Source organism: Streptomyces sp. SID13031, from assembly GCF_010548305.1.
Classification (GTDB): Bacteria; Actinomycetota; Actinomycetes; order Propionibacteriales; family Kribbellaceae; genus Kribbella.
The window spans coordinates 63,131-82,952 of the sequence record NZ_JAAGLV010000008.1; the positions used below are offsets into that span (position 1 = coordinate 63,131).

The 19,822-nt window shown below is 68.3% G+C and carries 13 protein-coding genes and 1 pseudogene; 11 read left to right on the forward strand and 3 right to left on the reverse strand.

Annotated elements, in window-relative coordinates:
* The first annotated feature begins 58 nt into the window (after positions 1–58).
* The 8 genes from G3I17_RS17460 (at position 59) to G3I17_RS17495 (ending at position 12,147) form a co-directional block, all read left to right on the forward strand.
* On the forward strand, positions 59–670 hold the full coding sequence (locus G3I17_RS17460) for a TetR/AcrR family transcriptional regulator (RefSeq protein ID WP_164597459.1): 612 nt from the start codon (positions 59–61) through the stop codon (positions 668–670).
* Positions 671–802: 132 nt separating this feature from the next.
* Positions 803–2,284: a M36 family metallopeptidase gene (locus G3I17_RS17465; RefSeq protein WP_164597460.1), complete on the forward strand. Its 1,482-nt coding sequence runs from the start codon at positions 803–805 to the stop codon at positions 2,282–2,284.
* A gap of 40 nt (positions 2,285–2,324) precedes the next feature.
* Positions 2,325–3,245 (forward strand): oxidoreductase, encoded by a 921-nt coding sequence (locus tag G3I17_RS17470; protein WP_164597462.1) that lies wholly within the window; start codon positions 2,325–2,327, stop codon positions 3,243–3,245.
* A gap of 103 nt (positions 3,246–3,348) precedes the next feature.
* A complete protein-coding gene (locus G3I17_RS17475; RefSeq protein WP_164597464.1) occupies positions 3,349–4,941 on the forward strand; it encodes a CocE/NonD family hydrolase in 1,593 nt (530 codons plus the stop codon).
* Positions 4,942–5,032: 91 nt separating this feature from the next.
* Positions 5,033–6,139: a lactonase family protein gene (locus G3I17_RS17480; protein WP_164597466.1), complete on the forward strand. Its 1,107-nt coding sequence runs from the start codon at positions 5,033–5,035 to the stop codon at positions 6,137–6,139.
* A 184-nt stretch (positions 6,140–6,323) separates the two neighbouring features.
* Complete coding sequence (locus G3I17_RS17485; protein ID WP_203590362.1) at positions 6,324–8,828, forward strand: LamG-like jellyroll fold domain-containing protein; 2,505 nt, start codon at positions 6,324–6,326, stop codon at positions 8,826–8,828.
* A 94-nt stretch (positions 8,829–8,922) separates the two neighbouring features.
* A complete protein-coding gene (locus G3I17_RS17490) occupies positions 8,923–9,813 on the forward strand; it encodes an aldo/keto reductase (RefSeq protein WP_164597468.1) in 891 nt (296 codons plus the stop codon).
* A gap of 66 nt (positions 9,814–9,879) precedes the next feature.
* Complete coding sequence (locus G3I17_RS17495; protein WP_164597470.1) at positions 9,880–12,147, forward strand: right-handed parallel beta-helix repeat-containing protein; 2,268 nt, start codon at positions 9,880–9,882, stop codon at positions 12,145–12,147.
* Between the two features lie 11 nt (positions 12,148–12,158).
* Here G3I17_RS17495 and G3I17_RS17500 read toward each other — a convergent pair whose 3' ends face one another.
* On the reverse strand, positions 12,159–13,022 hold the full coding sequence (locus G3I17_RS17500) for a hypothetical protein (RefSeq protein ID WP_164597472.1): 864 nt from the start codon (positions 13,020–13,022) through the stop codon (positions 12,159–12,161).
* 241 nt (positions 13,023–13,263) lie between these two features.
* On the opposite strand from G3I17_RS17500, the gene G3I17_RS17505 reads away from it, so the two are divergent.
* The 3 genes from G3I17_RS17505 to G3I17_RS17515 are packed head-to-tail and all read left to right on the forward strand — an operon-like array spanning position 13,264 to position 16,252.
* The gene (locus tag G3I17_RS17505) at positions 13,264–14,298 is read left to right on the forward strand and encodes a MoxR family ATPase (RefSeq protein ID WP_164597474.1); all 1,035 of its coding nucleotides are present in this window, start codon (positions 13,264–13,266) and stop codon (positions 14,296–14,298) included.
* Positions 14,299–14,339: 41 nt separating this feature from the next.
* On the forward strand, positions 14,340–15,299 hold the full coding sequence (locus G3I17_RS17510; RefSeq protein ID WP_164597476.1) for a DUF58 domain-containing protein: 960 nt from the start codon (positions 14,340–14,342) through the stop codon (positions 15,297–15,299).
* Entirely contained in the window at positions 15,299–16,252 is a 954-nt protein-coding gene (locus G3I17_RS17515) for a VWA domain-containing protein (protein WP_164597478.1), read from the forward strand. The genes G3I17_RS17510 and G3I17_RS17515 overlap by 1 nt, the downstream gene beginning before the upstream one ends.
* Before the next feature lie 127 nt (positions 16,253–16,379).
* Here G3I17_RS17515 and G3I17_RS39855 read toward each other — a convergent pair whose 3' ends face one another.
* Positions 16,380–17,363 (reverse strand): glycoside hydrolase family 6 protein, encoded by a 984-nt coding sequence (locus G3I17_RS39855; RefSeq protein WP_343238345.1) that lies wholly within the window; start codon positions 17,361–17,363, stop codon positions 16,380–16,382.
* Positions 17,364–17,372: 9 nt separating this feature from the next.
* A pseudogene (locus G3I17_RS17520) lies at positions 17,373–19,523 on the reverse strand (glycoside hydrolase family 9 protein); the annotation flags it as partial.
* Positions 19,524–19,822 lie beyond the last annotated feature (299 nt).

Below are 19,822 nucleotides of genomic sequence, written 5' to 3' on the forward strand. Positions count from 1 at the left end.
GAATACCGATGGAAGCCCAAACCGATCACCACCCGAAGCAACCACTAGAGTCAGCCGCATGCCGAGAATGAGCCGGGTGGAGAGCCAGGCGCGCACCCGCGAGACACTCGTCGCGACCGCTACGGAGCTCTTCCTCCAGGATGGGTACGCGGCGACCAGCCTGGAGAAGGTCGCGGACGAGGCCGGCTTCTCCAAGGGCGCGGTCTACTCGAACTTCCGCAACAAGGACGAGCTCTGCCTCGCCGTCGTCGACGCGATCCGCGCCGACCAGGCGCACAAGATGGCGTCCGCACTGGAGGGCGCGGCGACCCTCGAGGCGATGCTCACCGCGTTCGAGCGGTGGGCAGACGAGACCATCGGCGACCAGGCCTGGACGGTCTTCGAGGTCGAGTTCGCGACCCGGGCCCGGCAGGACGAAGTCGTCCGCCGGGAGCTTGCCCTGCGCAACGCTCAGATACGGGCCGCTGTCACCTTGTTGCTCACCGCACATGCCGAGGAGTTCGGCATCGTGCTTCCGATGCCGGCCGAGGACTGCGCGACGGCGCTGCTCAGCCTCGGCGTCGGCCTGGGCGTGCAGCGCGCCATCGACCCCGAGGTTGGCATCGATGTCCTAGCGGGGGTCATCCGGTTGCTTGCCGGTGGAGCGAGCCAGGCCGGCCGACTTACCTAGGCAGGGCTAGATGTTTTCCCTTGCCAAGCCGGGAACGCGGGAAGTTCTGCTTCCCACGAAGGTATCCGGCGAACTAGGGTCGCGACGGATCGTAGTCGTACCACCACGGTCGTCCACCTTGGGAGGGAATGTATGACGAAGCACGTGCGTCGCCGGAAGGCGATCGCGGCCATCACCGCCACTGGAGTGGTGCTGGCACTCGGGATGTCGTTCACCAGCGCAGCGGGGGCAGCGCCGGCGAGCAGCTCGGCCGCCAGCGCGGTACCGGCCAACCTGAAGCTGATCAAGACCAAGACCTCGCTGCTGGGCAAGCACTACTGGTACCAGCAGACCTTCAAGGGGCTGCCGGTCGTCGGCGGGTACTACGCGCAGCACGTCGACAAGTCTGGCAAGACCCAGATTGTCGACGGCCGCGACGCCGTACCGGCGAACCTCGACGTGAGCGCCAAGGTCGCCTCGGCGACGGCCACCAAGAGCGCCAACACCACGGTGACCGCGCGCGCCGCACGGAGCCGCGGCGCCGGTGGCAAGAACGTCACGCCGACGCCGGCCGCGGCCCAGGGTGCGGCCCAGCTGGCCGTCCTCGGCGGCCCGAACGCCAAGCTCGTCTGGAACGTCACCTCGCGCTCGACCGAGGGCGTCAGCCGCTCACTCGTCGATGCCAAGACCGGTACGGTCGTGGAGTCGAAGGTGATCAGCGACAACGCCAACGGCACGGGCTCGGTGTTCGACCCGAACCCGGTCGTCACGCTGAAGAACGAGGACCTGACCGACCAGGACGACAAGAACCAGAACGCCCTGTTCGTGGCGCAGAAGAACGTCATCCTGCGCAACCTGGACGGCTCCGGCAAGCTCAACGGCAAGTACGTGAACATCGCCGAGGCCAAGGGCGGGGTGGCGTTCAACAAGAAGAACCACTTCGTCTTCCAGCGGGCCAACGACAAGTTCGAGCAGGTCGAGGCGTACTACCAGGTCAACCAGACCCAGGAGTACATCCACTCGATCGGCTTCACCGACGTCAACAGCGAGTCGCAGGACTTCTCGATCAACACCTTCGAGGGTGACAACTCGTTCTACGACCCGTCGACCGATGTCATCACGATGGGCGAGGGCGGCGTCGACGACGCCGAGGACGCCGAGGTGATCTGGCACGAGTACGGTCACGCGATCCAGGACGACGTCGTCCCGGGCTTCGGCGAGTCGGAGCAGGCCGGAGCGATCGGCGAGGGCTTCGGCGACTACTGGGCCGTGCAGCAGTCCATCCCGGTCAGCAAGAACTACGACCTCCCGTGCGTGATGGACTGGGACGCCACGTCGTACACCGACGGACCGAAGCACTGCCTGCGGCGTACCGACACCGGCAAGACCACCGACGACATCGACGGTGAGGTGCACGACGACGGCGAGATCTGGTCGAACGCGCTCTGGGACATCCAGAAGGCACTCGGCCGGAACAAGGCCAACAAGGTGATCCTGCAGGGCACGTTCTTCTACGCGCCCGACACCTCGTTCGCCGACGCTGCCCGGGTGACCGTGCAGTCCGCTCGCCTGCTCTACGGCAAGGCGGCCGCCGCCAAGGTGACCACCGCCTTCAAGGCGCGCAAGATTCTCTGACCCCAGCGCCGGCTCATGCGCCCACGACTACTGTGGGCGCATGAGCTGGAGCACTTCGGATATCCCTGACCTGACCGGCCGCCGTGTTCTCGTCACCGGCGCGACCAGCGGACTCGGCTACGAGACCGCCCTCGAACTCCTCCGGCACGGTGCCGAGGTGACCATCGCGGCGCGCAACCCGGAGAAATCCCAGCAGGCCGCCGCCAGTCTCGCCGCGGCCTCCGGCAGACCACAGCCGGCGATTCTCGACCTGGATCTGGCCGACCTCGCCGGTGTCGAGACCGCCGCCGAGCGGTTCGCCGAGAAACACGAGCACCTCGACATCCTGGTCAACAACGCCGGCGTGATGGCACCGCCGTACCGGCAGACCGTGGATGGCTTCGAGTTGCAGGTGGGTACCAACCACCTCGGCCATTTCGCGCTCACCGCCCGCCTGATGCCACTGTTGCTGAAGGCGGCGATCCCGCGCGTCGTCACGGTCAGCTCCATCATGCACAAGACCGTGAACTCGATCCGCCAGGGCGACCTGCGCGCCGAGAACGGCTACGCGAAATGGGACGCCTACGGCAAGTCCAAGCTCGCCAACCTGCTCTTCATGCTGGAGCTCGACCGCCGCGCCCGCGCCGCCGGCTCGAACCTGACGAGCGTCTCGTCCCACCCCGGCTACGCCCGCACCCACCTGCAGGCGTCCGGCCCGCAACTCGGCGGCGTCAACCTGGAAGCCCGCCTGCTCGCGATCGGCACCAAGATCGTCGCCCAGTCCGCGAGAGCCGGCGCCTGGCCCAGCCTGTACGCCGCGACGGCGCCCGAGGTGCGTTCCGGCTCGTACTACGGTCCGTCGTTCTTAGAGTTCCGTGGCAAGCCGAAGCTGGTCCATCCGACCAAGGCCGCTCAGAACCCGCAGCTCGCCCAGCAGCTCTGGGCCTGGTCCGTCGAGGCCACCGGAGTCAACGCGTTCTGAGCAAACTCCGAGTCTGACCCAAAGTACCGAGCTAGTGACACATCCGTAACTTCGTGGTTACCCTTCGGTAAAACTGAGCAGTAACCCGCCCCGGAGGTCACCGATGCGCAGACTCGTCGTCGCCCTTGCAGTCCTCGTCGCGAGCGTCGGTCTCGCCCCGGTCCCAACGCAGGCCGCTCCGGCCGCGGCGGGATTCAGTACGGCGTACCAGCGCATCCCCGGCGCCGGCGGGACCGAGATCGGTGCTGTCGTGCTCACCCCGACCGGGCAGGGCGCCGGCCCGTTCCCGCTGGTGGTGATGCCGTCGAGCTGGGGCGTGCCGAACCTCGAGTACGTCGGCCAGGGCAGTAAGCTCGCCAAGGCCGGATTCCAGGTGATCTCGTACAGCAGCCGCGGTTTCTGGGACTCCGCCGGCGGGATCGACATCGCCGGTCCGCCGACCGTTGCCGACGTCACCGAAGTGATCGACTGGGCCGCCGAGCACACACCGGCCGACACCAGCCGGGTCGCCTCCGTCGGAATCTCGTACGGCGCCGGCATCTCGCTGCTGGCCAGCGCCCAGGACCCCCGGATCAAGGCGGTCGGCGCGCTCAGCGGCTGGGCCGACCTGATCGCCTCGCTGAACCCCAACGACACGGTCAACCTCCAGGCCGTCGCCGCACTCCTTGCCCTGGGCAACATCACCGGCCGGCCCGGACCGGAGATGCGGTCGCTGCAGACGAAGTTCGTCACCGGCGACTTCGACGGCGCGATCAGCGAGGCGACCGCGCTCGCACCGATCAGGTCGGCGACGACGGTGGCCGACCGGATCAATGCGAACCACCCCGCGGTCTTCCTGGCCAACGCCTTCGAGGACTCGATCTTCCCGCCGACGCAGTACACGGACTTCTTCACCAAGCTGACCGGGCCGAAGCGGCTGCTCCTCGCGCACGGCGACCACGCGACGCCCGAGGTGACCGGCGCGATCGGGCTGCCCAACGAGGTCTGGGACGAGCTCGCCCCGTGGCTGCAGCACTTCCTCACCGGGGCCGAAAACGGCGCCGACGACGAAGCCCCCGTCCAGCTGAAATCGCAGCGCAACGTCTGGCGCAGCTACCCGAACTGGGCCTCGGTCGGCTCGACCAAGACCTCGTACCTGACCAAGCCGACGGGGTTGTCGCGCACCGGATCCCTGCAGGCCAAGGCGTCCACCGGCTGGTCCAATGGCATCGGCCCGGGCATCCCGACGGTGGCCGACAGCGGCGTGGTGCTCATCTCCGGCGCGTTGCAGGGGCTGCTCTCGATCCCGGTCGGCGTCGCCACCCCACTCGTCGATCGCACCTTCGCAGGAGTCTGGTCCGGGCCGGCGTACAGCTCCAAGACGGTCGTCAACGGCGCTCCGCGATTGCACGTGACCGTCACGCCCAGCGCGCGCGACACCTCGCTCTTCGCCTACCTGTACGACGTGGACGCGTTCGGCTTCGGGTCGCTCGTCTCCCACAAGCCGTACACGTTGCGCGGGGCAACGCCGGGTCAGCCGAAGACGCTCGACCTGAGGCTGGAGGCGACGAGCTGGGAGGTGCCCGCCGGGCATCACCTGGTCCTGGTGGTCGACACCGTCGATCCGCGCTACCTCGGCCGCAGCAGCCTCGGCAGCACGGTCAGCTTCAGTTCGCCCGCCGCCGATCCTTCCTGGCTGAGCGTCCCGGTTGCGTAATCTGCAACCTTGGTTGTGCCTATTGCCACATCCGCCGAGCTGAGCCACTCTATGTGGTCGGACGATCACCTAGAAGCTCGGAGGATGTGTCATGGGTACGAGCCGCCGCCAGTTCCTCGGACTCACCGCCGCTGCCGTCGGCAGCGCAGCAGTCGGCATCACCCCAGCGAATGCGAGTGCGAGTTGCCAAGCCACGGGGACGCTGTATCTCGGCACCTACACCTCCGAGTCGGGCGGTGGTGCCGGCGTCGGGCTCGCCTCGTACGACGTGGCGACCGGCCAGCTCAGCTCGACCGGCGTGCTGGCCGGCGTGCAGGACCCATCGTTCCTGATTCGGTCGTCCTCGGGCCGCAACCTGTACGCCGTGAACGAGCAGTCGTCGGGCGGCGTGACCGCGATCGCAGTGGATTCACCCGGCCACCTGCGGGTGCTCAATCGCCAGCCCAACGGCGGAAGCGCGCCTTGTCACCTCGCACTGGTTGCCAATAGCAAGTACCTGCTGAGCGCCAACTACGGCTCCGGCGACATCTCCGTCCACCCGGTCAAGACGGACGGGAGCCTCGGTGCCCGGACCGACCTGGTCAAGCACGCCGGCTCGGCGCCGCACGCGCACCAGGTCGTCCAGGACCCGACCGGTAGCTACGTCCTCGCCGTCGATCTGGGCACCGACACGATCTACACGTACACGATTGCCAACGGCAAGCTCAGCCTGAAGAGCCAGGCGAAGGTGAAGACCGGCGCCGGACCGCGCCACCTCGCTTTCCACCCGAACGGCCGCTACGCCTACGTCGCCAACGAACTGAACAGCACCATCACCGTCCTCCAGTACGACGGCGCGACCGGCAAGGTCACCCCGGGAGCCGCGCAGGCGACGGCCCCGGCCGGGCCGACCAACTACCCCGGCGAGGTGATCGTGTCGCCGGACGGGCGCTTCGCCTACCTCACCAACCGCGGCCACAACAGCATCGCCGTCTTCGCCGTCGAGTCCGGGGGAGCGAGCCTGCGCCGGATCGGTACGCCGTCCTGCGGCGGTGACTGGCCACGGCACGTGACGCTGGACCCGACCGGCAAGCTGATGTTCGTTTCCAACCAGAGATCCAACAACATCACCACCCTCGCGGTCGACGTCCAGACCGGCGGGCTGACCCAGAAGAGCTCCTTCACCACGCCGATCCCGGTCTGCGTCCTGCCGGGCTGACCGCCGCCGGCTGACCGGTACCGGTCAGTCAATGTTTGATTTTGGCTGAACTCTTGCCTTTTTGTTCCGACCCACCTTGAATGACGAGCGTGTCCGAATGGTCACGCTTCGTCACGGGAGCGTTTCCAACGGACTGACCTTTCTCCGCCCATGAAAGGTCTCCGCCCAGGGAGGGAAGGCACACATGGAGTTCAGACGTCGCGCGGTGGCGGCCGCGGTCGCCGGCCTGCTGGCCGCGACCGCGCTCGCCGCCGGCAGCCAACAGGCGACAGCAGGACCGCAAGACCCCGCCGCCAAACCCAACGGCTGGCACGTCGGTACGCCGCCACTGAGTACGCCGTGGACAGCCGACGTGTCGCCGGCGAACGCCTTGCCGGAGTACCCGAGGCCGCAGTTGACCCGGTCGAAGTGGCAGAACCTCAACGGCTTGTGGGAGTTCGCCCCGGCCGCCACCGGTGAAGCTCCGCCGATCGACAGGACGCTCGCCGAGCAGGTCCTCGTGCCCTACCCGATCGAGTCCGCGCTCTCGGGAATCCAGCGGCACGAGGACCGGATGTGGTACCGCCGGACCTTCACCGTGCCCAGCAGCTGGAAGAACCAGCGGCTGGTCCTGCACTTCGGCGCCGTCGACTACGTCGCCAAGGTCTGGGTGAACGGCCGGCAGGTCGCGACCCACCGCGGCGGCTACGACGGCTTCGATGTCGATGTCACGAACGTTCTCAAAAGGTCCGGCCCGCAGGAGTTGATCGTCTGGGCCGAGGACCTCACCGACGAGACGTTCCAGCCCGTCGGCAAGCAGCGCGAGGTCGCCGACCACGGCATCTTCTACCAAGGCAGCTCCGGCATCTGGCGGACCGTCTGGATGGAGCCCGTCGCCCGATCCTCGATCGACCGCCTGCAGCTCACCCCCGACCTGCCGAGCAGCTCGCTCAAGCTCACCGCCGACACCAGCGGACCGGCCGGCCTCGACGTCGAGGCCACCGCGTACGACGGGAGCAAGATCGTCGGCAAGGCGAATGGCAAGGCCGACACCGAGCTGACGCTGCCGATCAAGAACCCCAAACTGTGGTCGCCCGACAGCCCCTTCCTCTACACGCTCAAGGTCAAGCTGGTCGACCGGGGCAAGACGCAGGACGAGGTCGGCTCGTACTCCGGGATGCGGTCGGTCGGCAAGGTGAAGGGTGCCGACGGCAAGCTCCGGCTCGCGCTCAACGGCAAGATCCTGTTCAACCTGTCGACCCTCGACCAGGGCTTCTGGCCCGACGGCCTGAATACCGCGCCGACCGACGAGGCGCTGAAGTTCGACCTGGAGCAGCACAAGGTGCTCGGCTTCAACACCGTACGCAAGCACATCAAGGTGGAGCCGGACCGCTGGTACTACCACGCGGACAAGCTCGGGCTGATGGTCTGGCAGGACATGCCGGCAGCCAAGACCGACCCGATCCCGGGGCCCTGGCGCGACCAGTTCAAGGCCGAGCTGCACGAGATGGTCGAGGAGCACAGGAGCTTCACTTCGATCACCACCTGGATCCCGTTCAACGAGGGCTGGGGTGAGTGGGACCTGGCCGAGACCGGTCGGATCGCCGACAGCGTGAAGGCCCAGGATCCGTCCCGGCTCGTCAACGCCCACAGCGGGATGAACTGCTGCGACTCCCTGGGCGACTCCGGTCGCGGCGACGTGATCGACCACCACGCGTACCTCGGCCCGGCGACCTCCGCCCCGGCTGGTGATCGGGTGGCGGTCGACGGCGAGCACGGTGGGTTCGGCCTGAAGACTCCCGACCACATGTGGTTCGGCGACGGCTTCGCGTACGAGATGACGCCGGACAAGGCCACGCTCACCCGGCGGTACGTCGAGAACCAGCGCGACGTACTGCGGTCCGCGAACTCCTGTGGCATCAGTGGCTCGGTCTACACCCAGATCACCGATGTCGAGGGCGAGCTGAACGGCTTCTTCACCTACGACCGGCAGGTCCCGAAGATGGACTTCGCCCAGGTCCGCGCGGTGAACACCGCCATCATCAAGGGCGCCGACGGCACCGGTACCAGCGGTCCGACCCCGCCGCCCGGCACGCCAGGGGCCGACGGCATCCACTTCTACCCGCTCGACGGCACGACGGAAGATGCCGTCGGCACCAAAGACGCGACGTTGCAAGGCGGAGCGGTCTTTGCCCCCGGCAAGAACGGGCAAGGCGTTGCACTGAACGGATCCAGCCAGTTCGTCGATACCGGTGCGCAGCTGCTCGACACCGCCAACAGCTACACCGCGACCGCCTGGGTGAAGCTGAACAAGGCCGATGGCGCGTTCCAGACCATCGTCAGCCAGGACGGCGATCGCGACAGTGCGTTCTTCCTGCAGTACTCCGGTGCCGACCAGCGGTTCGCGATGAGCTTCCCCGGCCAGCGCGCGCTCGCGCCGATCAAGCCCAACCCGGACCAGTGGTACCACCTCACCGGCGTCCGGGATGCCGCGAAGGGTGAGCTCAAGCTGTACGTCGACGGCGAACTGGTCGCTACCGAGAGCGCCTGCAGTCTGGACGCCACCTCGACCGGGAACGCCGTGATCGGGCGAGGCAAGTTCGGCGGCAACCCGGTCGACTACCTGGACGGCACGGTCGACCAGGTGCACTTCTTCGACCGCGCCCTCGGCGTCGAGGAGGTGCGCGCGCTGTACACCTCCGGGCGCTGACTCAGCGGCCATGAGCTAGGCGGTTCGAGATGCGAGGACGTCGCGGAGCACCCATCCTGGTAGGGACACGTGCCGACCAGGGAGGGCCAGTCCGATGACCGCTCCGAGCCACGTTCTCAGCCCGTCGACCGCGACGAAGTTCCGGTTGCCCCGGTTCGGGCTCGGCGGATCACCCATCGGTGAGCTGCCGGGCCCGGCCGGGGACGCGACCGCCACGGTCACCATCGACGCGGCGTACCAGGCCGGGATCCGGTACTTCGACACGGCTCCCCGCTACGGCGCAGGCCGTTCGGAGCAACGCTTCGGTACTGCGCTCGCGCGCCGGCCACGCGAGGAGTTCCTGCTCTCGACGAAGGTCGGCCGGACCGTCGATGGCAGCGCGGACTTCTCCGCCGACGGCATCCGCAGGTCGCTCGTCGAGAGCCAGGAGCGGCTCGGCCTGAGCGTCGATCTGGTGCTGCTGCACGACCCGGGAGAGCACTGGCAGCAGGCGATCGAGGAGGCTTATCCGGTTCTCCACCAGTTGCGTGAGGAGAAGGCGATCGGCGCGGTCGGCGTCGCAGCCGATGATTGGCAGCTGCTCGACCAGTTCGTCCGCGACACCGAGCTCGACGCGGTTCTGCTCGCCGGGCAGTACTCCCTGCTCGACCGGTCGGCGGCACCGCTGCTCGATCGCTGCCTGGCCAGGGGAGTGCTGGCGATCGCGTCCGGCGTACTGACCAAGCACGTGCTGCAGGTCGATCGATCCAAGCAAACGACTGACCCAGGCGTCATCCTGGCCAGGCGATTCTCGGCCGTCTGCGAGCGGTACGGCGTATCGCTGCCGCAGGCCGCGTTGGCCTTCCCTGGCAGGCATTCCGCAGTTGCCGCCGTACTGATCGGCGCGGCCAGCCAGGCCGAGATCCGGGCCGACGCCGCACTGGTACGTCAATCAGTTCCTGGCGAGCTGTGGCGTGACGAAGAATTCCTCCGACTTCTTGCCTAGCCACCTCTTGTCACTGACCCCCACCTAGGTGATTCTGGTCCTTCGATTCCTGTGGGGGGATGTCACATGTCCAGAATCATCGGGTCCTGCCTGCGCGCCGCCGCGCTGGCCGGACTGCTCGGCTCCGGCCTGGTCGCGGTTGTCGCGCCGGCCGCGTCGGCCGCCACCATCACCGTCACCACGACGGCCGACGTCGTCAACGGGGGCGACGGCCTGACCTCGTTGCGGGAGGCGTTCACGACGGCCGGTTCGAACGGCGTCGACGACACCATCACGCTGGGCGCCGGGCTCACTTACGCCCTGACCAACTGCACCGGTCCGCTGACGCATGCCGACGGCCACGGACTCATTGTCCAGGGCAACGGTTCGGTGATCGACCAGACCTGCGACGCGAAGGGGATCATCGACAGCACCGACCACGCCGGCCGGCTCGAGCTGCAGGACCTGATCATCGACGGTGGCCCGAACACCACGGCGACCGGGCTGGAGGGCGCCGCGGTCCGCTCCGACAGCGAGCTGCTGCTGGCGAATGTGGAGATCCGCAACGTGCTCTCGCCGGGCGGCTCGGTCGTCTGGTCCAGCTTCGACCACGGCATCACGCCGTACCGGCTGACGTTGAACAACAGCAACCTGCACAACAACACCGGCAGCATCGTCAGCTGTGACAACTGTTCGCTGGCGATGAGCGGCACGACGATCTCGGACAACGTCGGCTCCGGTCTCTCGCTGGTCGACGGCTATCCGGTGACGGTGTCCAACTCGACCATCTCGGGCAACACCCGGGCGGGGATCAGCAACACCGGCCAGGGTTTCCCGACCAACAAGATGGAGTTCGAGTTCACCACGATCGCGAACAACGGCCGGGTGGGCATCCGTTGTGTCAACTGTGGCCGCTTGAGCGGGTACTCGCTCTATGTCGCCAACAACGGCCTGACCGCCGCGGACGCGCTCGGTGGCATCTCCTTCTCGATGTCGCAGCGCAACGGCACGCCGGCCTCGTCGATCGGCCTGTTGCTGTCCGGGATCGAGGGCAACCGGAGCACGGTCGCCGGCGGTGGCCTGTCCGTCACACCGGTGCTCGTCGAGGACGGCGGCAACGCGGCCTCGACCAACCTCGACCGCACGCCGATCGACAACAACACGGCCGCCGGCGACGGTGGCGGCGCGGCGATCAGCGTGGGCAACTTCAGCAACTACAAGGGCGGCTTCAGCGGCAACACCGCGACCGGCCGGGGTGGCGGCGTCGCCTTCCTGACCCCCGGTCCGGAGTCGGCCCTGTGGTTCGACACGTCCGAGATCAACAACAACACGGCCGGTGGTGACGGCGGCGGGGTGTACGCGTTCAGCGCGGGCTCGGTCAGTGGTTTCCAGCCGACCATCTCCGGCAACACCTCGGCCGGCAACGGCGGTGGCGTCAAGGTCGGCTTCGCCTATCAAGCCGGTCTCGAGGGCAGCAAGGTCTTCAACAACAAGGCAGTCAACGGCGCCGGTCTGGACCTGGCGGCCGAGTCGGTCACCTTCGACAAGACGACCATCAACTCCAACACGGCGACCAGTACCGGTGGTGGCGCCCGGATCTCGGCGTTCGGGGCCAGCTTCCTGAACTCCACCATCAACGCCAACACCGCCACGGTCGGCGGCGGCCTGAACTTCACCACCGCGACTCAGGTCACGCTGACTCACGTGACGATGGCCGACGACAAGGCGACCACCGGCGCGCACATCGCCGCAGTACCGGCGGCCACGGTCGCGATCAGCCGGAGCGCCCTCGTGCTGCCGATCACCGGTACTTCGTGCGCCGGCGTCGGTGGCGCCTTCCACGGAACCTCCGGTGGCTTCTCCGTACTACGGGACGCCACCTGCAGCACGATCGCCTCCGACCTGGTGACTGCCGCGGACCCGCAGCTGGCTCCGCTGACCAACGGGTTCCCGTCCGGGCGCACGCCCGCGGCGACCAGCCCGCTCGGTGGCCGGGTGCCGGTGGCGAGCTGCACGACCGAGGACGACCAGCGCATGCAGGGCCGGCCGCTCGGTGCGAACTGTGACGCGGGGTCGGTCGAGTTCGTCGAGACGGTCGCGGCGAGCCCGTACAAGGCGCTGACGGACCTGATCGCCGAGGTGAAGGCGCTGCACCTGGCCAAGCCGGTCGAGATCGTCCTGGTGCTCAGGCTGACGGTGGCCAGAGCGGCGGTCAAGAACAACCAGGTGCCGGCCGCGAAGGTCCAGCTGAACGGTTTCATCACCAAGGTGAAGGCTCAGTCCGGCGCGAAGATCCCAGCCGCCGCAGCGGCCCAACTGGTGTCGAAGGCAACAGCGATCAGGAACTCTTTGTAGGTACCCAGGGGCTAGAAGCGGTCGCCCGGCTCCGGGGTGCCACTTGATCCCGATTCGCCGGGAGTGCCGGGCGGCGGGACGATCGAGATGCTCGGGTTCGGCGTAACGGGGCTGCCCGTGGCCGTCCCCGTGGCGGGTGGCGGGGTCGTCGGGGTGACCGTCACCGTGACCGTGTTGCGGTCGGTCGGGATCGGCGGTGGCGGGTCGACCTCCGGCGCGTTGCGGAACATGAGCCAGGCGACCAGGATCGCCACCGCCATGATGACCAGCATCGTCAGCAGCGACAGCGCCATCGCGAGCCAGGAGGCGGGCCGCAGCGCCGACGGCCAGGGCAGCGGCCAGATCCGGAACAGTCCCGGGCGGCGGCGCTGCTCCCAGTAGTGCCGGAAGTCCGGTCCGCGCAGTCTGCCTCGCTGCGGGATCCGGTCCATCAGGACCGCCGACAGCACTTCCTCGCCCCGCCGCTCGGCGATCAGCCGCTCGTCGGTGGCGGCGCTCGACCCGTCGTCCGGGCGGACCGGCCCGAGTGCGGCCCACAGCGCCAGATCGTCGTCGTCCGCGTCGTTGTGCGCGAGCACCACCTCGGGCGGCAGACCATCGACCGCGGTGACGAACCGGTCCCTCGCTGCCGCGTCGTCGGACGAGCCCTCGGTCATCATCGCGATGACCGCGTCCCGCCCGGTCTCGTCACTGGCCGTGTACAGATAGCCGGCCGCGTTCGCGCCCAGCCGGCCCCGTAGCCAGAAGTCGCCCACCCTCGGCGGATCCTCCGGAAGCAGTGGCAACGCGTCCGGCAGCACCGGCGCAGGCTCGACGGGCGGGGCCTCGGGCTCCGCCGGCGCCGCCGTGTCGGTCTGGGAGTCGGTCGCGGTCATCACCTCCAATCCCATCACATCCCTGGTAGCGGTGTCGCCCCGCGCCCGTCCGGTACGCCGTAGTCGGTCCGCCTCGGCCGCCGCCAGGCCGGCGTACCGGAGTGTTCGGATTTGGGCGGGTGGGCACGATAGGAGGGGAGCAGGGTGGGGCGCGCACGTGTCCTTGCCCGGGGATCTGATGGAATAGCGGGAGTTCCCGAGTGTGCAGACAAGGTCCTGGTTGGACCCCGGAAGGACAGGCATGACCGAAACCACTGTGCCGGCCGGGTCGGTGGCCCAGCAGTCACACCTGGTCAGCGAGGCGATCAGCGAGGTCAAGCGGGTGATCGTCGGCCAGGAGCAGATGGTCGAGATGCTGATGGTGTCGCTGCTGGCGAGGGGTCACTGCCTGCTCGAGGGTGTGCCCGGTGTCGCCAAGACGCTGGCGGTGCGGACCTTCGCGTCGGTGGTCGGTGGTTCGTTCGCCCGGATCCAGTTCACTCCTGACCTGGTCCCGTCCGACATCGTCGGTACCCGGATCTACCGGCAGACCCGGGAGGCCTTCGACATCGAGCTCGGCCCGACGTTCGTGAACTTCGTCCTGGCCGACGAGGTGAACCGGGCCCCGGCCAAGGTGCAGTCGGCGATGCTGGAGCTGATGGCCGAGCGGCAGGTGTCGATCGGCGGCCAGACCTTCCCGATGCCGAAGCCGTTCATCGTGATCGCGACCCAGAACCCGATCGAGTCCGAGGGCGTCTACCCGCTGCCCGAGGCGCAGCGGGACCGGTTCCTGGTCAAGATCGACGTCCCGCACCCGCGCGGTCACGAGGAGTTCGAGATCCTCCGCCGGATGAGCGTCGACCCGCCGCAGGCGCGTCAGGTGCTGAAGCCCGAGACGATCATGGAGCTGCAGCGCTCGGCCGAGCAGGTCTTCGTGCACAACCTCGTCGCGGAGTACGCGGTCCGCCTGGTGATGGCGACCCGGACCCCGTCCGACTTCCACCTGCCCGACCTGGAGCCGATCATCGAGCTCGGTGTCAGCCCGCGCGCGACCCTCGGGCTGGTCTCGGCCGGCCGGGCGCTGGCGCTGATCCACGGCCGCGACTACCTGCTGCCCAGCGACGTCCAGACGGTCGCCCTCGGCGTGATGGGTCACCGGCTCGGACTGACCTTCGACGCGGTCGCCGACAACATCGACCCGCGCGCCGTGGTCGAGCGGATCCTGGCCACCGTGCCGCCGCCGCAGCCCGTCTGGCGCGACGGCAGCGACGGTTCCGGCCGGCCCGAGTTCGTCTAGGCGCGCTGCAGATGGCCAACCGACCGGACCCACGAGTTGCGATGACGATCTCGCAACTCGCTCCCGAGCGCGCGCTGCGCCGGCTCGAGCTGACGGTGGTCCGCCGGCTGGAGGGCTACCTGCACGGTGAGCACCTCGGCCTGCTGCCCGGCCCGGGCACCGAGCTGGCCGAGGCCCGCGAGTACCAGGTCGGCGACGACGTCCGCCGGATGGACTGGGCCGTCACCGCCCGTACCACGGTCCCGCACGTCCGTGACCTGATCGCCGACCGCGAGCTGGAGACGTGGGCGATGGTCGACCTGTCCGCATCGATGGACTTCGGTACCTCCCAGCTGGAGAAGCGTGAGCTGGCGGTGGCCGCGGTCGCGACGATCGGCTTCCTGACCCATCGGCTCGGCGACCGCTTCGGTGGGCTGATGCTGCGCGACTCGATGCTGCGCCGGTGGCCGGCCCGGTCCGGGCGGCTGGCGCTCTACGGCCTGCTCCGGGCCTTGCTCGCGGAGACCGATCACGGTGAGCACCAGGCGCGCAGCGATCTGGCCGGAGCGTTGGACTCGATGGCCCGGACGCAGCGCAAGCGTGGCCTGCGGGTGGTCGTGTCGGACTTCCTCACCCCCGAGGACGGCGAGACCGACAGCCGGATGGAGCCGTCCTGGGAGCGCGCGATGCGCAAGCTGACCGCCCAGCACCAGGTGCTCGCGGTCGAGATCGTCGACCCACGCGAGCTGGAACTGCCGAACATCGGCGTCGTCCTGATCGGCGACCCGGAGACCGGAGCGATCCGGGAGATCGACACCCGCAAGCGCAAGGTGCGCGAAGAGTTCGCCGCGGCCGCGCTGGCGCAGCGGGAGCGAACCCGGACGGCCCTGCGTAGGGTAGGTGCCGGACACTTGGTCCTGCGCACCGATCGTGACTGGGTCGCCGACACCGTGCGGTTCGTCCTCGCCTACCGGCGGATGGCGCCACGCCTGCACCAACCGCCGAAGGGGGTGGCTCGCTGATGGAGTTCCTGTCTCCGGGCAGATTGTGGATCCTGCTGGTCATCCCGGTCGTCGTCGCCGCCTACGTCGTCCTGCAGCGCCGCCGCGCGCAGTACGCGTTGCGCTTCACCAACATCGCGTTGCTCGACCGGGTCGCGCCGCGCCGGCCGCAGTGGCGCCGGCACCTGGCCGTAGTACTGGCCCTGTTCGCCACGACGTCGTGCGTGCTCGCGTTCGCGCAGCCCAAGGCCGAGGTGAAGGTGCCGCGTGAGCGGGCCACCATCGTGGTCGCGATCGACGTGTCGCTGTCGATGATGGCCACCGACGTCGACCCGAACCGGCTGGAGGCGGCGAAGAAGTCGGCGAAGAACTTCGTCAACCAGTTGCCGGCGAAGTTCAACGTGGCGCTGGTGAACTTCGCCGGGACCGCGTCCATCATCGTGCCGCCGACCACCGACCGGGCCACCGTGCAGCGGTCGATCGACGGGCTCGAGCTGGCCGAGTCGACTGCCACCGGCGAGGGCATCTTCACCTCGCTGCAGGCGCTCACCCAGGTCCCGCCGGACCCGGACCACCCGAACGACCCGGCCCCGGCCCGCATCGTGCTGCTCTCCGACGGCAAGCGCACGGTCGGTCGTACGGCGCAGGAAGGCGCGCAGGCGGCGAAGGCGAAGAACACGCCCGTCTACACGATCACTTTCGGTACCGACTCGGGCTTCATCGAGATGGACGGCATCCGCCAGCGCGTCCCCCCGGACCGCGCCGAGCTGCGCAGCGTCGCCGAGATCACCGGGGGAGAGGCCTACACGGCCGAGTCCGCGGGCGAGCTCGAGGACGTCTACAAGGACATCGGCTCCTCGGTCGGCTACGACAAGGTCGACAAAGAAGTAACCTCCCGCTTCGCCGGCATAGCCATGCTCTTCACGCTAGCCGCAGCCGGCGCCTGCATAGCCCTCGCCTCCCGCTTCCCCTAACCCCAGCCCGTCATCCGCCGCCCGCCGACGTTTGAGGGGTTAACCCCTGAGCCGGTGGGTTGCCCCGTCAGATTCTGAGTAGGCAACCCACCGTTTGGGGGGTTAACCCCTCAAACGTCCAGCGGAGTTAGGTGCCGTTGATCAGGCGTACTGCGAGGTCTGGGTTGAACTGGCCGGCCGGGGTGCTCGGGGCGATCCCGCAGGGGCCGTCCGAGTTGCCAGGCACCTTGATCCACAGCAGCATCTCGGCGCCACCGCCCGTCTGGGGAGATGTCCCCAGCTTGCGGCCGGCCGGGTTGCACCATTCGCCGCTCGAACCGTTGCCGTTGCGGCTGGTGTCGATGACGAACGGTTTCGCCGTACCGAGGCTGTTGCGCACGTTGTTGGCGTACGTGACCGAGGCGCTGGTCGTGTAGTAGTTCGAGACGTTCACCGCGAACCCGCGCGCATTGGCGATCCCCGCACCCTGCAGTCGTTGCGCCATCGTTGCCGCCGGCACCCAGCCTGCGTTACCCGCGTCGAGATAGGCCCAGGTGTTCGGCGCCCGGTCCTTGAACTGCTGGGTGGCGAAGGCGAGCATCCCGTTCCGCTCGGTGATCTGCGCCGCGGTCATGCACTCGAAGTCGCCGAGCGCATCCGGCTCGATCACCACCACGGCCGGGCGGGTACCGATCGAGTCGGCGAAGGCGGAGATCCAGGTCCGGTACGCCGCTGGGGAGCCCGCGCCGCCACCCGAATGACCGCCGCACGCATCCCGGCCGGGCAGGTTGTAGGCGACCAGGACTGGCAACTTGTCCGCACCGTCGGCCGCCCCGACGTAGGCGCCGACCATGGCGCCGATCGTCGTACCGGAGGGCGGGTTGCCAAACCACTTGGCGGTCGGCTTGCTCGCGATATTGGTGTTGATGGTCGCGGCCCTGGAGTCGCCTCCGTTGGCGTTGACCCAGGCCTTCGGGGTCGAGCTCGGGTTGACGTAGAAGCCGCTGGTCAGGTCGATCGGACTGGCCAGGAGCTTGCCGGCCGAGGCCGGAGCTGCGGCTGCGGTAGCGGTAGCCGTAGCCGTGGAGTGCGGCCAGGACGGCCGACTCGCATTGTCGGCGAACGCCGTGATCCAGGCGAGGGCGGAGTTCCAGTTCACTGCGACCTCGTTGGTCGAGTAGGAACCGATGTTGTCGAGGTAGCAGGTCGCCGGCGCGCAGCCCTGGAGGCCGCGCTGGGCCACCGGATCCTGCAGGCCGGAGTTGGGACCACCCGCCAGCGATCCGGGCGCGGGCGTCGGCAGCGCGGGGTCGAGTGACTTCGCCCAGAACCGGTGGTGCTGCTTGTGGCTGTCCCGCTCGCCGTACCCCGTCACGTAGGACTGGTTGAGCGCGTTCCGCCCGAGCAGATAGTCGAGCGACTCCAGTGCGCCGTCGCGGTATTTGGGTAGCCAGGTCAGCGAGTAGGCCGTTGCCATGATCATCGCGTTGTTCGCCACCGCGCTGTTGGATCCCCAGACATACTTGCCGTTCGCCGGGAGGTACGGGTTGGCGTAGCCCTGCGATCGGAGGTCGGTGAGGTACTTGTCGGCGACGCCCGCGATCCGGATGACCAAGGTCAGGTACTCGATGGGGGAGAGCCGCCACGGCACCCGGGCGAGAGCGAGGTCGGCCAGGCCGCCCGTCTCCTGCCAGGAGAAGCCGTCGGCCGCCTTCAGTTTGGTCGTGATGGCCTTCTTGTACGACTGCTTGCCAGTGGTGGCGAAGAGCTCGGCCGCTGCCCACGAGAACTCGTCGGTCACCTTGGTGTCGTCGTACGCGCCACCGCCTTCGCCGCCGTCGGGCGCGTAGACGGCCGGGTTCTTCAATGCTGCCTGCCAGGCCTTGTCCGCCGCCGCGAGACAGCGGGCTGCCAGTGCCTTGTCCCACTGCGCGTAGACCCGTGCGCAGCGGGCGCCGACTGCGGCGACGTTCAAAGTGGCCGCGGTCGAGGGGGGATAGAGGTAGCGCTGCTGCGGATCAGCGGCCGGCTTGAGCGGCAGCCCGGTCCACTTCTCGTCATGGATCTTGTGATGCACCATCCCGGACGGTGCCTGCATCCGGAGCAGGAAGTCGATCTCCCACTTCGCCTCGTCGAGCACATCGGGAATCGCGTTGCCTGCTTCAGGAATCCGCAGTGTCTCGTCACCGGACTGCTCGTACTGGTCGAGCAACTGCCACGCCGCCAGCGCCCCGTTGACGACGTACTTGCCGTGGTCGCCCGCGTCGTACCAGCCACCCCGTACGTCGAGGCTGTACGCGCACGTCCCCGGGAAGCAGGCGACCGACGTGTCGCCCTTGTTGGGCGCGACGCCGAGGTGGCCGGCGTCGCGGGCGCGTTCGGCGCCGACGTACTGGGCCTCGATCGGGGTGCCGCTGCGGTTGTTGTAGAAGTACTCCAGCGCGTCCTGTGCCAGCGGCCGGTAGATGTCGTTGCCAATGGCAAATGGTTCGCTGAGCTGGTCGCCGACGGCGAGGCGGTAGCCGTCACCCGCCCCGCGGTACCGCTCGAAGTCGATCAGCTGGACGTTGGTACCGGACATCGCGTCGGCACCGTACGGCTTGGTCTTTCCCTGCTGGACAACGGTGTCTGCGCTGTCCAGCAGCCGCCAGTCGAGCGGCACGGTCTCGTCGGTGACGTAGGTGGCCCGCTTCGGGCCGCCCTGCAGATAGCCGAGCTGGTTGACCCGCACCGGCGATCCGAAGTCCCGTACGCCACCAGGTGGTACGACACCTCCGACGAGTGAGATGTTGTCGAGGCAGAGCGTGTACGGCTGCGCGCTGCCGCCGGCCTGGAAGCTGACCTGGGTGTGGTCCGCGGTGGTCGGGGACGTGCCGGTGAAGGTGAAGGTCTGCGTTCCCGTGGTGACGTTGACGGTCTTGTTGAGCACCGTCGCGACGGGTTTGGACGAGGTCTGCAAGACGGCGCGGAACGTGGTCGCCCGGCTGGCCGACGCCTCGAAGCGCAGCGTGTAGGGCTGACCGCTCTCCACCGGTACGTCGTCCTGCCCGATCATCGAGTCCCACACGTTCACCGTGCCGCCCGGGACCTGCGCGCACAACCGCCCGTCGGTGATGGCCGACGGGGTGTTCCCGCTGGTCCACCACGGGCTCTTGGCGCCGCTGTCGAAGGTCCCGTTCAAGACTCGCTCGTACTGCGCAGTGTCCGCCGCGGCGGCCTGGATGGTGAACACGCTGGGAATGAGGAGGAAGGCGGTCAGGCTGATAGCCGAACGCCTTCGGAATGTGGTCATGCGGCTGCCTCCGGAGGGGGATCGCGCTGGGAGCGCTTTCACTTTTGGGCCAACGAGTCAGCGGCGTCCCTGTGCATGGTGCCGACGCGTCCTTGGCGTGTCAAGACTGAAACAGGCGTGAAATCTGCCCTTCACAACGGGCCGGGCGTGCCTTATGGTCAGCTGGAAGCGCTCCCAGTTCTGAATCCGAGCATCGCCCCTCGTCACCATCGGGTTCTGACCGGCGCTGACCCAGCGGCGTCACCGTGGCCTCGGCGTCCGTAGTACTGGGAGCGCTCCCAAAAACTTGCTGGTCTGAA

Excerpts from the sequence above, each read along its gene's own strand:
- G3I17_RS17490 (WP_164597468.1), top strand. The coding sequence starts at position 8,923 with ATGACCGCTCCGAGCCACGTTCTCAGCCCGTCGACCGCGACGAAGTTC.
- G3I17_RS17500 (WP_164597472.1), bottom strand. The coding sequence starts at position 13,022 with ATGACCGCGACCGACTCCCAGACCGACACGGCGGCGCCGGCGGAGCCC.
- G3I17_RS17485 (WP_203590362.1), top strand. The coding sequence starts at position 6,324 with ATGGAGTTCAGACGTCGCGCGGTGGCGGCCGCGGTCGCCGGCCTGCTG.
- G3I17_RS17510 (WP_164597476.1), top strand. The coding sequence starts at position 14,340 with ATGACGATCTCGCAACTCGCTCCCGAGCGCGCGCTGCGCCGGCTCGAG.
- G3I17_RS17480 (WP_164597466.1), top strand. The coding sequence starts at position 5,033 with ATGGGTACGAGCCGCCGCCAGTTCCTCGGACTCACCGCCGCTGCCGTC.
- G3I17_RS17470 (WP_164597462.1), top strand. The coding sequence starts at position 2,325 with ATGAGCTGGAGCACTTCGGATATCCCTGACCTGACCGGCCGCCGTGTT.
- G3I17_RS17460 (WP_164597459.1), top strand. The coding sequence starts at position 59 with ATGCCGAGAATGAGCCGGGTGGAGAGCCAGGCGCGCACCCGCGAGACA.
- G3I17_RS17475 (WP_164597464.1), top strand. The coding sequence starts at position 3,349 with ATGCGCAGACTCGTCGTCGCCCTTGCAGTCCTCGTCGCGAGCGTCGGT.
- G3I17_RS17515 (WP_164597478.1), top strand. The coding sequence starts at position 15,299 with ATGGAGTTCCTGTCTCCGGGCAGATTGTGGATCCTGCTGGTCATCCCG.
- G3I17_RS17495 (WP_164597470.1), top strand. The coding sequence starts at position 9,880 with ATGTCCAGAATCATCGGGTCCTGCCTGCGCGCCGCCGCGCTGGCCGGA.
- G3I17_RS17465 (WP_164597460.1), top strand. The coding sequence starts at position 803 with ATGACGAAGCACGTGCGTCGCCGGAAGGCGATCGCGGCCATCACCGCC.
- G3I17_RS17505 (WP_164597474.1), top strand. The coding sequence starts at position 13,264 with ATGACCGAAACCACTGTGCCGGCCGGGTCGGTGGCCCAGCAGTCACAC.